Source organism: Iocasia fonsfrigidae (genome assembly GCF_017751145.1).
GTDB lineage: Bacteria > Bacillota > Halanaerobiia > Halanaerobiales > DTU029 > Iocasia > Iocasia fonsfrigidae.
Map to the genome: position 1 here is coordinate 1,681,034 of NZ_CP046640.1, position 15,988 is coordinate 1,697,021.

The 15,988-nt window shown below is 35.6% G+C and carries 10 protein-coding genes; 9 read left to right on the top strand and 1 reads right to left on the bottom strand.

What is annotated here, in order from left to right:
- Positions 1–134 precede the first annotated feature (134 nt).
- The 8 genes from GM661_RS08015 to GM661_RS08050 all read left to right on the top strand — a co-directional run bounded on the left by GM661_RS08015 (position 135) and on the right by GM661_RS08050 (position 13,744).
- On the top strand, positions 135–1,142 hold the full coding sequence (locus GM661_RS08015; protein WP_230869542.1) for a LacI family DNA-binding transcriptional regulator: 1,008 nt from the start codon (positions 135–137) through the stop codon (positions 1,140–1,142).
- A gap of 81 nt (positions 1,143–1,223) precedes the next feature.
- Entirely contained in the window at positions 1,224–2,120 is an 897-nt protein-coding gene (locus tag GM661_RS08020) for a carbohydrate ABC transporter permease (protein ID WP_230869543.1), read from the top strand.
- A gap of 13 nt (positions 2,121–2,133) precedes the next feature.
- Entirely contained in the window at positions 2,134–2,991 is an 858-nt protein-coding gene (locus GM661_RS08025) for a carbohydrate ABC transporter permease (protein ID WP_230869544.1), read from the top strand.
- A 177-nt stretch (positions 2,992–3,168) separates the two neighbouring features.
- Positions 3,169–4,407, top strand: coding sequence for an extracellular solute-binding protein (locus GM661_RS08030; protein WP_230869545.1), 1,239 nt, complete (start codon positions 3,169–3,171; stop codon positions 4,405–4,407).
- A 91-nt stretch (positions 4,408–4,498) separates the two neighbouring features.
- Positions 4,499–7,048 (top strand): glycoside hydrolase family 9 protein, encoded by a 2,550-nt coding sequence (locus GM661_RS08035; protein WP_230869546.1) that lies wholly within the window; start codon positions 4,499–4,501, stop codon positions 7,046–7,048.
- Between the two features lie 34 nt (positions 7,049–7,082).
- On the top strand, positions 7,083–9,437 hold the full coding sequence (locus GM661_RS08040) for a GH36-type glycosyl hydrolase domain-containing protein (RefSeq protein ID WP_230869547.1): 2,355 nt from the start codon (positions 7,083–7,085) through the stop codon (positions 9,435–9,437).
- A 30-nt stretch (positions 9,438–9,467) separates the two neighbouring features.
- Positions 9,468–11,897 (top strand): GH36-type glycosyl hydrolase domain-containing protein, encoded by a 2,430-nt coding sequence (locus GM661_RS08045; protein WP_230869548.1) that lies wholly within the window; start codon positions 9,468–9,470, stop codon positions 11,895–11,897.
- Between the two features lie 191 nt (positions 11,898–12,088).
- Entirely contained in the window at positions 12,089–13,744 is a 1,656-nt protein-coding gene (locus GM661_RS08050; protein ID WP_230869549.1) for an AMP-binding protein, read from the top strand.
- 362 nt (positions 13,745–14,106) lie between these two features.
- Here GM661_RS08050 and GM661_RS08055 read toward each other — a convergent pair whose 3' ends face one another.
- Positions 14,107–15,069: a D-isomer specific 2-hydroxyacid dehydrogenase family protein gene (locus GM661_RS08055; RefSeq protein WP_230869550.1), complete on the bottom strand. Its 963-nt coding sequence runs from the start codon at positions 15,067–15,069 to the stop codon at positions 14,107–14,109.
- Between the two features lie 252 nt (positions 15,070–15,321).
- Here GM661_RS08055 and GM661_RS08060 point away from each other — a divergent pair, with 252 nt between their 5' ends.
- Positions 15,322–15,984, top strand: a complete 663-nt coding sequence (locus GM661_RS08060; protein ID WP_230869551.1) for a helix-hairpin-helix domain-containing protein — start codon at positions 15,322–15,324, stop codon at positions 15,982–15,984.
- Positions 15,985–15,988 lie beyond the last annotated feature (4 nt).

Consider the following 15,988-nt stretch of genomic DNA (forward strand, 5'->3'; position numbering starts at 1 on the left):
CGATTTAGTTTTGATAGATATAATCCTGAAAAAACTGTCGAAAATCATCAACTTTATAGTTTCTTTTTAAGTTATATTAATTATTTTTTTAAATAACTACTAAACCGTTTTAGATAGGCATGGGGGTGCTGGTTTTGGCGACAATAAAGGATATAGCAAAAATCGCAGGAGTGTCAGTTACAACAGTATCCAAAGTAATTAATGAATACCCGGATATTGGGGAAAAGACAAGGGAAAAAGTAATCAAGGTAATAGAACAGGAAAATTACCGTCCTAATGCTATTGCCAGGAGTTTGTCAACAAATAGGTCCAATACAATAGGTATATTTTTTACTGATCATTTAAATAGTGGGCTTAGACATCCTTTTTTCCGTGATGTTATCTATGGTATTGAAAAGGTTTTTTTTCAAAAGGGTTATGATCTGGTTATGTTTGCTCACCGTTGGGGCGATCGCTTCAGTTATACTGAAAAAAGCAAGAATAGAAATGTTGATGGAGCAATTTTGATGGGGATGCCGAGGACTGACCCTAATATTGATCGATTAATTAACTCTAATATTCCGACAGTTTTTGTTGACCTTGACATAGTAGGTAAGAAGGCCTCTTATGTTATTTCTGATAATGTGCAGGGAGCAAAAATAGCTGTTGAACATTTATATAATCTAGGTCATAGAGAGATCGGGATGATTATGGGACAGTGGATTACTAAAGCTGCCCAGGACCGTCTGATTGGATTTCAGCAGAAAAAGGATGAACTAAAACTTGATAATAATAATAAATGGATTATTGAAACAGAGTTTAGTGAAAAGGGTGGATTTCAGGCCATGAAAAAAATTCTATCTTTAGATGAAAAACCGACTGCAGTATTTTGTCAGGGTGATGAAATGGCCATAGGTGCTATGGCGGCCATTGAAGAAGAAGGGTTTAGTGTTCCAGATGATTTTTCACTTGTAGGATTTGATGATATTGAAATAAGCCGTTATGTGCGGCCTGCCCTGACAACAGTGCATCAGGACAAGTTGCTTATGGGGGAAAAGACTGCTGAACTTTTATTGGATATTATAAATGAACAAAAAAGTTTTTTTCCTATTGTATTACCTACTAAGTTAATTAAAAGAGATTCCTGTAAAGCAATTGATTAGTTTGATATTGGAGTGAGGTGATTGATGAAGAGTAAATATAGAATTGTGATAGGGTAGCAAAAAATAATTTGAGGTGATAAGATGCGGAAATTAAAAACTTTAGCTTATTGGTTTATCTTGCCAGCGGCACTTGCTATGTTGTTTGTACATATATTACCGATGACCTGGGGGATTTTGATCAGTTTTAAGAAACTGGATATTTTTACAATTCGCAACTGGATTTCGGCCCCCTGGATTGGTTTTCAAAATTATATTAATGGTTTTAATCCAGTTACTACAGTTGGTCAGAGGTATATAAGTAGTTTATGGAATGTATTGTACTATGGTGTTGTAACCATCTTAGGTGGTTTTGTATTATCACTTATTGCTGCATTATTATTAAATAGGGATTTCTTTGGTAGAACTTTAGTAAGGGGACTGATCTTAATACCTTATATTACACCAGATGCGGTTGCTTTTAGTTTCTGGCGGTTTATGTTTCAAAACAGAATTGGTATTATTAATGAGACATTACAAAATCTGGGTATTATCCAGGACAGGGTTATGTGGTTAGTAGGTTCCAATAGTTTATATGCTGTTATGATAGCGGCCATGTGGAAAGGCTGGCCTTTTGGTGCACTGATGTTATTGGCCGGGCTTCAGACTATCCCTCGGGAAATGTATGAGGCAGCAATGATTGATGGGGCATCTGTCTGGCAGAGATTTAGGTATATTACTATGGCATATTTATCACCAGTAATAAAAACAATGATGATTATGAATATACTGTGGAATTTTCATGCCTATAACCAGTTTGTAACACTACTTGGTTCAGACCCGGGGAAATATGCTGAAGTTCCTAATACCTTAATTATGCGCCAAACTTTTAGTTTCTTTAAGTATGGTATAGGTTCAGCCTTGTCTGTTTCTTTAATGGTAATTATGTTAGTTATTACCCTGTTATACTTATATATCTTCCGGATTAGGGCAGAAGAGTAAAGGGAGTGATTTGATGAATAATGTAAAAGATATGACTATTTCCGGGAAGACACTATTCTATTTGGCAATAATAATTATGGTAGCCCTTGTTTTGGCTCCTTACTTGTGGATGTTATCGGCTTCATTTAAGAGTGATCTGGAGATTCAAGGGATGAGACCAAGCTGGATACCCCAGACCTTTACTTGGTCAAATTATACTGAAATGAATAAAACTGTGCCAATTTTAAAATTTTTCAAAAACAGTCTTATTATTTGTACAGGTGCTATGTTTATTGCTACGCTTGTTTCTGTTATGGCAGCATATGGTATTTCCAGGTTTAGATTTTACGGCAGGAACCTTTATACACTAATTGTCTTATCCACCCAGATGTTACCTGGTATTCTATTTATTATACCATATTTTGTAATGTTTAATTGGATTAAAGCTTTAACAGGTATTCCTATGGTTAATACCTATCACGGTATGATATTTACATATACATCATTTGCTATTCCTTTTGCTACATTAATGATGAGAAATTACCTTGATTCAGTACCACAGAGTATTGATGAACAGGCCTTGATTGATGGTTGTAATAGATTTCAGGCCCTTTTTAGAATTATTATACCACTTGCTAAACCGGGTATTGCTGCTGTAGCAATTTATGCCTTCATTATGGGCTGGGGAGAGATTTTATTTGCGACAGTGTTAACTAATTCGGCTACAAGGACTATTTCCTTAGGTTTGTTACAATACATTAGTCGAAATCAGGCTAAATGGGCTCAAATGATGGCAGCCTGTATTGTTTCTAGTATACCTATTATTATTCTCTTTACGATTTTCCAGAAACATATTGTGCAGGGTTTAGTAGCTGGTTCAACAAAAGGTTAATAAGTTTGTAAAAATCTTTTATCTTAATCTAATAAGATAAACTTATCTATAAAATGGAGTAAACCGGTGAACTTATCCGGTAAGGCTCAAATATTTAAAGGAGGTGATTTGCAGGATATTTATATCTGATCGGTTTTATGGGAGTAGTTTTTTAAATTCTAAAGGGGGTATTTTTAAGTGAAAAAGTTAGTAGTGTTATTAACAATCGCAACGATGCTGGTTTTTGCAGCAGTAGCTAGTGCTACTGAAATTACATTCTGGGCTATGACTAATGGTCCTTCTGAAGCACATTATGAATGGATGGCAAAGACTGCTGCAGAGTTTGAAGCTGAAACAGGTATTAAAGTTAAATTTGAAGAAATAGGTTGGGATAGTTTAAATCGTTTAACAAATACGGTTATTACTGGCGAGGGTGCTCAGGTATTTCAGATCGGTAATACCTGGCAGGGCTTATTTGCTGCTACTGGTGGTGTTCTTGAATTTGATCTGGATGATTTTGATGAATTTATGGGGGCACCTCTGGCAAGTGCTACATATGATGGTAAGGTTTATGGTATACCGTGGTTTGCTGAAACAAGGTGCTTATTCTATAACACGGAAATGTTCAAAAAAGCTGGTATTACTACTCCTCCAGGGACATGGAATGAAGTTATGGATGCTGGTCAAAAGATAATTGATAAGTATGGTGAAGGTAGTGCTTTTGCGATTGCTGGAACAAGTGCCTGGGATTTAATCCATAATTATGCCATGCTCTTATGGTCATTTGGTGGAGAAATGTTAGTAGACGGTAAGGCAGTTTTTAATAGTCAGGCAGGTTATGATGCAATTGATTACTGGGTAGGTTTACTTGATAGTGGTCTGGCTGATCCTGCGTGTGCTGAGTATAACCAGCCCCAGGCTAATGCAGCCTTTAACAATGGTGATGTTGCTATGACTATTACTGAACCATCCCAGATTCCTGTTATTGCTGATGAGAACTCAGATTTACCCTATGACATTGTTCAACCACCTGCAGGTCCTGCTGGTAGGGGTGCATTTGCCGGTGGTAGTAATATTGTAATTAGAAAAAATGCCCCGGCAGAAGAAATTGAAGCAGCTAAGGCCTGGGTTCAATTCTTGATGAGAAAAGAAAATCTAGTTTCCTATTGTAAGGATCAGTGTAATTTCTTACCTACAACCAAGGAAGCCTTTAATGATCCATACTTTGCTAGTGGTAAATTGGTAGTATTTAAAAAGACACTTAGTTATGCTAAGGCTTATCCAACATTAGCAGAATGGGGCGAAATCGAAACTTCTATCCAGGGTAATTTCAGTAATGTATTAACTGAATGGGTAGAAGGTAACTATGATGAGAATTCTGCTGAAGAGTATTTAGATGCAGCTGCTGCAGAAGTTAATCTTATACTTGGTAACTAAAAATATCAGGGAAGGGTTTATCCCTTCCCCTTTAAATATTTTTAGTTTTTATAACTGGAAAAAAGAATAATTACAAGAGGTGATATTTCTTATGTCTAAGAAAGGTCTCTTTTTTTTGTTAATTTTATTATTTTTGATAATAGTTGTTACACCAATATTAGCTGCTGATCAGTTTCCTATATATTTCAATATAGATTCCAATATTACTATTGATGGGCAATTTAATGATTGGCCTATTACAATACCCTGTATTATCAATAGTGATACTCAGATAACTAATGGAGAACGTAAATCAGCTGAAAATTTTAATGGTCTAATAAATAGTTTTTTTGATAATAAAAATATGTATATTTCTGCAATAATAAAAGATAGTACTCCATTAATGAACAATTTTAAAGGGAATGATATCTATCAGGGTGATTGTCTGGAAGTATATATTGGATTTCATGACAAAGTACATAGTTCTTACCAAAATGATTATCAATTTGGTCTATCACTAACTTCAGGAGGGATTGAAACCTGGCACTGGACAAAAGGTGAGGAATTGACTGCTTATGATGTAAAGATAGTAACAACAAAAGAAGGATATCAATTAGAAGCCAAAATACCATTATCTAATTTTGACATACAAACTGTTAATCCTGGTCAGACTGTCTGGTTTGATTTTGGCTTAGATAATGGTCAAGGAAAAGATACACGTTCTACACAGATGATTGCTTTTGGAGATGGTACTGGATGGCAGACGGCAGAGGTTTGGAAAAAAGCCTATCTTACTAAAGATGAAAAAATCTTTAACAAACCATACATAATTACCCCACCTTCCTTTAAAACTGAAAAATACCATCGAATTTATGTCTGGTATAAAGGTGAATTTTTAAATGACCTTCCGGAATTTAAATCTAAATTTGAAGTTGACAACAGGGCTGGATATGTTTTTAAACCTGATAGAGAAGTTAATTTATCTGTCTCTGCTAAAATTGATGGTTATGAAATAAATAAGGTAATTAATGTAGAAAAATCAAAAGAGGAGTTTAAGATTGTTATGCCGGTAAGGGATATAAAAGTAAATCAAGTAGGCTATTTACCTGATTCAAAAAAATATTTTATATTGACTGATAACTCAGGTGAATTAACTGAAAGAAAGTTTACTATCTTAACTTCATTATCTCAGGATGAAGTTTTTAGTGGCAAAATAGTTGGACCTATAGAAGATAAAACTACTGGTGATATTCTCTATTATGGTGATTTTAGTGAATTAAACAGGCCTGGAATGTATAAGATCAAGATAAATGGTTTTGAAAATTCCTACGTTTTTAATATTAATAATAAGATTTACAAAAATTTATTCTATGAAACTATGCGTTCATATTACTTACAGAGATGTGGCATAGATCTAAATGATGATATTTCCAATATAAACCATCAAGCCTGCCATCTTGATGATGCTTATTTAAAAACAAACCCTGATGTAGCTAAGGATGTAACAGGAGGTTGGCATGATGCTGGTGATTTTGGTAAATATATTCCACCAGCAGGAGTAACTGTAGCTCAATTATCTTTGATGTATCAACTAGCTGGTGATAAAGTTTCAAATATATGTCTAGATATTCCTGAGTCTAACAATGAAATAGCTGATGTTATTGATGAACTAAAATATGAATTAGACTGGATGTTAAAGATGCAGGCAGAAGATGGGGGTGTTTATCATAAGGTTACACCAGCAAATTTTGCTGGGATGATACTTCCCGATAATGATACTAACAAACGATATGTATATGAAAAAGGGACTGCTGATACAGCAATTTTTGCAGGTGCTTTAGCACTTGCAGCCGATACTTTAAAGGATATTGATAGTAATTATGCACGGAGATTGAAAACTGCTGCTGTAGCTGCGGCAGAGTTTTTACGCAATCAGGAGTTTGATTTATGGCCTTCAAATGATAATACTGGTGCTTATACTACTAGTAATTTGTCAGATGAAAAATTTTGGTGTTATGCCCAATTATATAAATTAACCGGTCAAAGAGAATATCTAGATCTAGCTGCTGACTATATAGATAAGGTAAGAGAAATTGCACCTATCAGTTGGGATAATACATCTGCACTGGCTGTTTATGCACTATTAAGTTCTGATAATCTTCCAGATGACTTAAAAAATAAATTGCAAGATAGATTAATACAACATGCTGAGATGATAGTCAGTAAAGTCAATAGTAATGGTTATCCTACTTCATTGGGAGAGTCAGAGTACTACTGGGCTTCCAATAAGGTTGCTTTAGCATATGGGGTGAATTTAGTTTTAGCTAATCAATTTAACTCTGATGAAAGATATATAAATGCTGCCCGTAAACAAATTGATTATATATTGGGGATGAATGCCTTGAGCAAATCCTTTCTTACTGATCTTGGTACTGATGATGTTAAATATCCCCATCATCGACTGGTAATTGCCAGTGGTCAATTAATACCCGGCTTACTGGTTGGAGGACCTAATAATAATGCAGATGATGGTCTATATGATAAAGGTTTGAAGCAAAAAGGTTATCTTGATGATGAAGAGGCTTATTCCTGTAATGAATATGCGATAGATTATAATGCTCCCTTTGTCTTTTTAACTGGATATTTTATTAAAGAGTGGTAGGAGATAATTTAACTATATAAGGAGGTAATAATAAATGGGTTATGGTTTTTTTGATCAGGATAAAAAGGAATACATAATAACAAATCCGTATACCCCAACACCCTGGATTAACTATCTGGGAGGTGGAGATTATGGAGGTATTATCTCACATACAGCTGGTGGGTATAGTTTTGATGGGGATCCCCGCTATAAAAGAGTGCTTCGGTATCGCTATAATGCTATTCCTGAAGACCAGCCTGGTAGATATATCTACATCAGGGATAATAAAAGTGAGAATTATTGGTCTGCTAGCTGGCAGCCAGTAAAAAGGGATTATGACTACTATAAATGCCGTCACGGGCTCGGCTATACAGCAATAGAACAGAAAGTAGATGATATTAAAACAAGTATCACCTATTTTGTACCCGGTAATCATTCAATGGAGATTTGGTGGTTAAGGGTCAAAAATGATAGCGCACAGCAAAGGGATTTAGGTCTTTTTACCTATGCTGAATTCTCCTTTTTTGATGCGGTTAAAGACCAGCAGAACCTGGATTGGACTCAGCAGATTCAACAGGGTGATTTTGAAGATAATATAATTTACTGGAATGCCTTTATGAAGTACTGGGATTATATATTTATGACCAGCAGTATGCCAGTATCTTCCTTTGAGACAAGTAGAGAGGCTTTTATAGGTAGTTATCGTGATCTCAGTAATCCTGTTGTTGTGGAAAGAGGGTATTGTGATAATAATGAAGCACGCCGTGCTAATGGTGCAGGTGTATTAAATAATAATATTACTTTAGAGGCTGGTGAGGAAAAAGAGATAATATATCTACTGGGAACAACCCCTGATAAAGATATCTCAAAAAAAGAGATTGGTAACTTTTTGAAGGTAGATAGGGTTAAGAGTGAATTTTTTAATCTTAAAAAATATTGGGATAAATATTTGAATAAGTGTCAGGTAGAAACACCTGATGATGAAATGAATCTGATGCTTAATACCTGGAATCCTTATCAGTGTAAAACTACTTTTAACTGGTCCCGCTTTGTATCATTATATCAACTTGGCATAAATAGGGGAATGGGATTTAGGGACAGTGCTCAGGACATTTTAGGTGTTGTCCATTCAATTCCAGATGAAAGTAAGGAACTAATTATAAAATTATTAAAATGCCAGCACAGCAAGGGGAATGCCTATCACCTATTTTATCCCCTAACAGGGGAGGGTAGTATAGGGGAAGCTGGCGAAGATGGTAGTGTGGACTGGTATTCTGATGACCACCTCTGGGTGATTTTATCTGTTACAGCTTATATTAAAGAGACTGGTGATCTTGCTTTTCTGGAGGAATTAGTACCCTATGTTGATAGTAAGAAAAAAGCATCTGTTTTGAGACATTTATGTCAGGCTCTGGAGTTTACTGAGAGTCATAAAGGCAAACATAATCTACCCTTAGCTGGTTTTGCAGACTGGAATGATACAATAAACTTAGACCACGGTAATGGAACTGCAGAGTCAGTCTGGACAGGTATGCTGTATTCATATGTTTTAAAGGAAATGATTGATTTATTACAATATATTAAGCAGGAAGAGCTGGCAGATAAATACAATGATTATTATAGAAAACAAATTGGAGATATAAATAAGTGGGCCTGGGATGGCTCCTGGTATCTACGGGCTTTTGATGATAATGGTCAAGTAGTTGGTTCCAGTAAATGTGAGTCTGGAAAGATTTTTCTTAACCCTCAGTCCTGGTCAATAATGGCAGGTATTATTGCTAAAGAAAATCGAAAAAAATTATTAGAGAGTGTTAAAAAATATCTTAATACAGAATATGGGGTTGTTCTTTTATATCCAGCTTATCATGAATATGACAAGTCTAAAGGGGGGATAACTACCTATCCACCTGGAGCCAAAGAGAATGGGGGTATCTTTCTGCACACAAATCCCTGGGTAATGATTGCTGAGGCTATTGAGGGTAATGGAGAGCAGGCCTATCAGTACTATCGTCAGGTTTTGCCCCCCTGTAGAAATGAGATAGCTGATATTTATGAAGTAGAGCCCTATGTCTATTGTCAAAATATATTAGGCAAGGAACACCCTCAATTTGGTCTGGGGCGTAATTCCTGGTTAACAGGTACAGCTGCCTGGATGTATAGGGCTGCAGTTTATTATATTTTGGGTATCAGGCCAGATTATGATGGTTTGATTGTTGACCCTGTCTTGCCTTCAGAGTGGAATGGTTTTAAAGTCAGGAGGGTTATAAGGAATAAAATACTTAAAATTGAATGTATTAGGAAGGGAGAGAAATCAATAGAAATTAATGGAGAGAAAATATCTGATACTAATAAAATAAAATATAGCAGACTTAATAAAAAAGAAAATAATATAAGGGTATATTTTAATTAAAGAGATTTTAATAAGAGAGGAGAAAAGACTATGAAGTTCGGTTATTTTAATGATGAAAATAAGGAATATGTTATTACTAGACCAGATACTCCATACCCCTGGATAAATTATCTGGGGTCTCAGGCATATTTTTCTCTACTGTCCAATACAGCAGGGGGCTATAGTTTTTATAAAGATGCCAGCAAATTAAGGATAACACGTTATAGATACAACAATATACCTCATGATGTAGGTGGTAAGTATTATTATTTATTTGAAGATGGTGAATACTGGTCTCCTACCTGGGCTCCTGTCAAGAGAGAACTTGATAAATATGAATGCCGTCATGGTCTGGGTTATAGTAAAATCACAGGGGAATATAATGATATTAATACAGAAATACTCTATTTTGTACCTGAAAATGCTAACTGTGAAATACATCGTTTGAAGATTAAAAATAATAGTAATAGAAAACGTTCGCTAAAGTTGTTTTCTTTTATTGAATTTTGCCTCTGGAATGCCTTTGATGATATGACTAATTTTCAGAGGAATTTCAGTACAGGTGAGGTTGAAGTAGAAGGAGCAACTATTTATCATAAAACAGAGTATCGAGAGAGAAGGAATCACTATGCCTTTTTTACTGTAAATAGTGAAATTGATGGTTTTGATACTGATCGGGAAAGTTTTATGGGGTTATATAATGGTTTCCACGAACCGGCAGTGGTTAAAAATGGTCAGTCGAGTAATTCATTAGCCAATGGTTGGTCTCCAATTGCTTCACATTCTATCAATATGGATCTTGAAGCCGGTGAAGAAAAGAGTTTTATCTTTCAACTGGGTTTTATAGAGAATAAAAAAGCAGAAAAGTGGTCTGCCCCTGGTATTATTAATAAGACAAAGGCCTATCAACTTATGAGGGATTTTGATAATGATAAAAAAGTGGATAAAGCCTTTAGAGAACTTAAAGATAGTTGGGAAAGCTTACTTGATAATTATCAGCTGAAGTCTGGTGATGAAAAACTCGATAGAATGGTAAGCATATGGAATCAGTATCAATGTATGGTAACCTATAATCTATCGCGCAGTGCTTCATATTTTGAGTCTGGTATAAGTAGGGGAATGGGTTTTAGGGATTCAAATCAGGACCTCATTGGTATAGTACATATGATTCCTGAGCGGGCCCGCCAGCGAATATTGGATCTGGCAGCAACTCAATTTGAGGATGGGAGTGCCTATCATCAGTTTGAGCCTCTTAATAAAAAGGGGAATGATGCTATTGGAAGTGGGTTTAATGATGACCCTTTATGGCTAATACTTGGGACAGCATCTTATCTTAAAGAAACTGGTGATTTTGATTTCTTAAATCAAAAAGTGCCCTTTAATAATGGTAAGGAGGCAGTACTATTTGATCACCTTAAGGCCTCTTTTATGTATATAGTTAATAATCGTGGTCCACATGATCTACCACTTATAGGACATGCTGACTGGAATGATTGTCTTAATTTGAGCTGTTTTTCAGATAAACCAGGTGAGTCTTTCCAGGTATTAAGTAATAAAGAGGATAGTCAGGCAGAATCTGTTATGATTGCCGGTATGTTTATTACCTTTGCTCCGGATTATATAGAAATTTGCCGCCAGAGAGGGGAAGAAGAGTTGGCCAGGGAGGCTCAAAACTATGTTGAGGAGATGAAAGAAGCTATCAAAAAGCACGGTGTTGATGAGAACTGGTTTCTACGGGCCTATGATTACTATGGTAAAAAGGTAGGTAGTGTTGAAAATGAAGAAGGTCAGCTCTATATTGAACCACAGGGTTTTTGTATTATGGGTGGTATAGGTCTTGAGGATGGTTTGGCCAGAACAGTTCTGGATTCAGTCAAAGACCGGCTAGATACAGATTATGGTCTTGTTTTAGTAGATCCTACTTATAAAAGTTATCATATAGAATTAGGGGAGATTAGTTCATACCCACCAGGATATAAGGAAAATGGGGGTATTTTTTGTCATAATAACCCCTGGATAATGATAGCCGAGACTATGATCGGTAGGGGTGACCAGGCCTTTGAGTACTACAAGAAGATAGCACCTGCCTATCTTGAAGAGATTAGTGAAGTCCATAAAACAGAACCATATGTGTATGCCCAGATGATTGCCGGGAGAGATGCTGCAACACATGGAGAAGCTAAAAATTCCTGGTTAACAGGTACAGCTGCCTGGAATTTTGCAGCTATTACACAATGGATTCTTGGTATCAGGGCTGACTTTAATGGTTTGAAAATAGACCCATGTATCCCTAAAAACTGGGATGGTTTTGAAGTAAAAAGGGTTTTCAGGGGTGATATCTTTAAGATAAAAGTAAACAATCCCGAACATGTGAGTAAAGGTGTCAGGGAGATTAAGGTTGATGGTACTCGAATTAATGGCAATCTTCTTCCAGTATATCAAGATGGTGGAGAACATGATATAGAAGTAATTATGGGTTAACTTAATGTATTAAGGGGAAAACAGGATATTTGCTTTAAAATTGATTGTTCTAAATCTGAAATGCAGTATAAAAAGTTTTATTTTTATACTGCATTTTTTTACATAATATGATATAATTTAGCTGTGTAATTACATAATAAATATTTAAGTTTAAAGAAATTTACGGCTTAACAAATGAGAGGTGTTATCTAGTGCTTGGTAAATATCTGGAGAAAATAGAATTTTCATCTTATGATGATTTTGTAAATGATTATAAGATTAAAGTTCCAGATAACTTTAATTTTGCTTTTGATGTTGTGGATAAGTATGCAGAGGAAGAACCCGAAAAAACTGCTATTGTCTGGTGTAATGATGAAGGAGAGGAAGAGACCTTTACCTTTAAGGAACTGAGAGATTACAGTAATCAGACTGCTAATTATTTTAGAGCTTTAGGGATCAAAAAAGGGGATGCAGTAATGCTAATCTTAAAACGGCGTTTTGAGTTCTGGTTTAGCATCCTGGCTCTCCATAAAATTGGGGCTATTTGTATTCCTGCTACCCATCTACTTACCGAGAAGGATATTGTTTATCGAAATAATGCAGCTGATATAAAGATGATTGTTGCAGTAGGAGAGGAAGAGGTTTTACAGAATATTGATAAGGCAGCAGTTAAATCCCCTGGTCTACTAAAAAAGGTTATGTTGAATGGTTGCCGTGATGGATGGCATGTTTTTAATGAGGAAATTAAAGGATATTCAAGTTCTTTTAACAGACCACAAGGTGATAGTGCTATTTCGAATGATGATATTATGTTAATATATTTTACTTCTGGTACTACAGGGATGCCTAAAATGGTACAGCATAATTTCGTATACCCATTAGGTCATTTAATAACAGCAAAATACTGGCAGAATGTCCGCAATAATGGATTGCATTTAACGGTTGCTGATACTGGCTGGGCCAAAGCAGTCTGGGGGAAATTATATGGGCAGTGGTTGGTTGGCAGTGCTGTGTTTGTCTATGATTATAATACAAGATTCAATGCAACTGATTTGTTAGGAATGATAGAAAAATACCGGGTTACAACCTTTTGTGCCCCTCCAACTATCTATCGTTTTTTTATTAAGTCTGATCTCAGCAAATTTGACCTTAGCAGTCTGGAATACTGTGTTGTGGCAGGAGAGCCTTTAAACCCCGAAGTATATAATAGATTTTTAGAAGAAACAGGCCTTGAATTAAGAGAAGGATATGGACAAACAGAACTGACTGTTACTCTAGGAACATTCCCCTGGATGGATGTTAAACCAGGTTCAATGGGAAAACCTGCTCCTGGTTATAATATTGAGCTGCACGATCGAGAAGGAAATGTCTGTGGTGTCGGGGAAGAGGGAGAAATTGTTATCCGTACAGATAGGCAAAAACCCCTCGGAATGTTTGGGGGTTATTACCGGGATAAAGAATTAACACAAAGGGTCTGGCATGATGATATGTATTATACCGGGGATGTGGCCTGGAGGGATGAAGATGGTTATTACTGGTTTGTAGGGCGTGCTGATGATGTAATTAAAAGCTCTGGTTACCGAATTGGCCCCTTTGAGATAGAAAGTGCCCTTATTGAACATTCTTCTGTCCTTGAATGTGCCATAACAGCTGTTCCTGATGAAATTCGTGGACAAATTGTAAAGGCCAGCATTGTTCTGGCTAAGGGTTACCAGGCCAGCAAGAAACTGGCCAGGGAATTACAGGATTATGTTAAGAAAATAACTGCTCCATATAAATATCCACGTATTATAGAATTTGTTGATGAACTTCCTAAAACAATTAGTGGTAAAATAAGAAGGGTAGAAATAAGAGCTAAAGATAATTAATAATAGGCTAAGAAGATGACTGTAATAATAAAGCAAGGGGAAGAAATTTCCCTTGCTTTTATTTTTAGTTAAGGAACTTGGATTTTGAGATTATGGACAACTTTGAAGACCGACCAATATATTTACTTCCCTTGTCGTTCACCACAGGCACTCCGTATCTAAGCAGAACGCACAAGAAAATTAATGTTGTACTACGGCGTCCTGCCTTCGTTTACTGTCGAGAAATTGTCTTTCGGTTCACTGACTCTTCTTTTTATTACGCATGGTTGAGTCAGTATCAGGCCATCGAGGCCAAGTTCCATGCCTTCAGACAATTTCTAGAGTCGTCCAGTATATATATTGGTCTGGTTTATGATAAGTAGCTAACTGTTTTCTTTTAGATATGAAATACAACTTAGAATTGAGTTTTCTACCATATCACTTACAGCCTGGTCAGTATAGAAGGCAGTATGTGGTGTTATAATTACATTGGGATAGGATTTTAATATGGCCAGTTCTCTGTTACTTAAGACCTGGCATTTTAAATCGTTGTAATAAAGGTCTGCTTCACCCTCAATTACATCTAATGCAGCACCACTAATCTTTTTATTCTCAAGGGCTGCAATTAGCTCCTTTGTATTAATTAGTGAACCGCGGGCGGTATTGATAATATAGACACCATCTTTCATAATTGAGAGGGATTCTTTATTAATAAGGTGAAAATTCTCTTTGGTGGCAGGAACATGCATCGTAATAATATCACTTTCTTGAAAAAGTTCATTTAAACTGACATACCTGGCAGACTCTTTTATGTTTTCCTGTGGATGTAAGTCATGGGCAAGGAGCTTACAAGCAAAACCACTTAAACATTTTATCACCCTTTGTCCAATTCTACCTGTACCAATGATACCAACTGTTAAGTTGTGTAGCTCCTTACCTTGAATCCCTTTTAGTGAATAATCCTGGACATTGCTTCGCTCCATAATTCCTTTCATTTTTCTCAGTACCATTAGAATTAACATAACCGTATATTCTGCTACACTGGCTGGGGAATAACCTACATTTCCTACTCCGATTCTATATCTTTTAGCACTTTTAATATCAATATGGTCATAACCAATTGTCCTGGTAGAGATGAATTTTACCCCTATTTGATGGAATTTTTCTATTAATTCCTGATTAATTCTGCTTGTGATAATACTGATACAGTCACAACCTTCTGCTAGCTCAGCATTTTCAATCTTAGGTTCATCTTCACATAATTTCATTTCAACTTGATACTTTTCACTAAATTTCTTGAAATATTCAATCTCGTCTTCACGGCAACTATATGCTAGAATATTCATTTTTTGACTCCTTTATTTTTAGATTTTTAATATAAGGTTCTTTCATAATAGCCCTTTTGCATAATTGAATTGTTTCACCACATATACTCCAATTATTATAAATTAATGTTGTCCAGACGATTAAAAATACTGTTTTCTATATAATATCAAAAAAAGTTAAGTTTTTCTATGTTTAAAAAAAAATAAATTTTAAGCAGGAATCAAAGGTTTTATTATGAAATATATAGTAAAAATTAGAAAAAGGGTGGTATAATGAAGATTAATAGTTTGAGCAGGGAGCAGATTGTTCTGGCATTATTAGTAGTTGTGATTATTATAGGAATATCTATTCTGTTGATCAATGAACAGTTAAGTAAAGCTGTAATAGTATCAACTGTGAGTGAAAAAAATGTCATTAGTAATGAAATAAATGAGCAGAATGAGGTTTTATTATCAAATAACACGGTGGAAGAGGTTGAGAAAGAAGATCAAAGGATAATTATCCATATAGCAGGTGAGGTGAAACAATCAGGTGTATATGAACTGCCAGGAGATGCCAGGGTAATTGATGCTGTTATGGCAGCAGGTGGTGAGACATCTTATGCTGATCTTGACTCAATGAACCTGGCTTCACCAGTGTTTGATGGTGAAAAAATCTATGTACCTTCAATAATAGAAACAAAATTAAGTGATGAGTCTTATGCCAGTGGAAATAAGTTAAGTAGTACTGGGGCATCATCAAATAAAATTAATATTAATAAAGCTAGTAGTAAAGAACTGGAAGAATTACCCGGGATAGGCCCCAGCAAAGCAAGTAGTATCATAGATTACCGTGATGAAATTGGGAGATTTTCTGATCTTGAACAATTAACAGCTGTTAGTGGTATTGGGGAGAAGACCCTGCAGAAGATTAAAAATAAAATATCAGTCAGGTGAATGG

Coding starts and splice junctions, on each gene's coding strand:
- GM661_RS08040 (WP_230869547.1), top strand. CDS start 7,083: ATGGGTTATGGTTTTTTTGATCAGGATAAAAAGGAATACATAATAACA.
- GM661_RS08025 (WP_230869544.1), top strand. CDS start 2,134: ATGAATAATGTAAAAGATATGACTATTTCCGGGAAGACACTATTCTAT.
- GM661_RS08060 (WP_230869551.1), top strand. CDS start 15,322: ATGAAGATTAATAGTTTGAGCAGGGAGCAGATTGTTCTGGCATTATTA.
- GM661_RS08035 (WP_230869546.1), top strand. CDS start 4,499: ATGTCTAAGAAAGGTCTCTTTTTTTTGTTAATTTTATTATTTTTGATA.
- GM661_RS08020 (WP_230869543.1), top strand. CDS start 1,224: ATGCGGAAATTAAAAACTTTAGCTTATTGGTTTATCTTGCCAGCGGCA.
- GM661_RS08055 (WP_230869550.1), bottom strand. CDS start 15,069: ATGAATATTCTAGCATATAGTTGCCGTGAAGACGAGATTGAATATTTC.
- GM661_RS08045 (WP_230869548.1), top strand. CDS start 9,468: ATGAAGTTCGGTTATTTTAATGATGAAAATAAGGAATATGTTATTACT.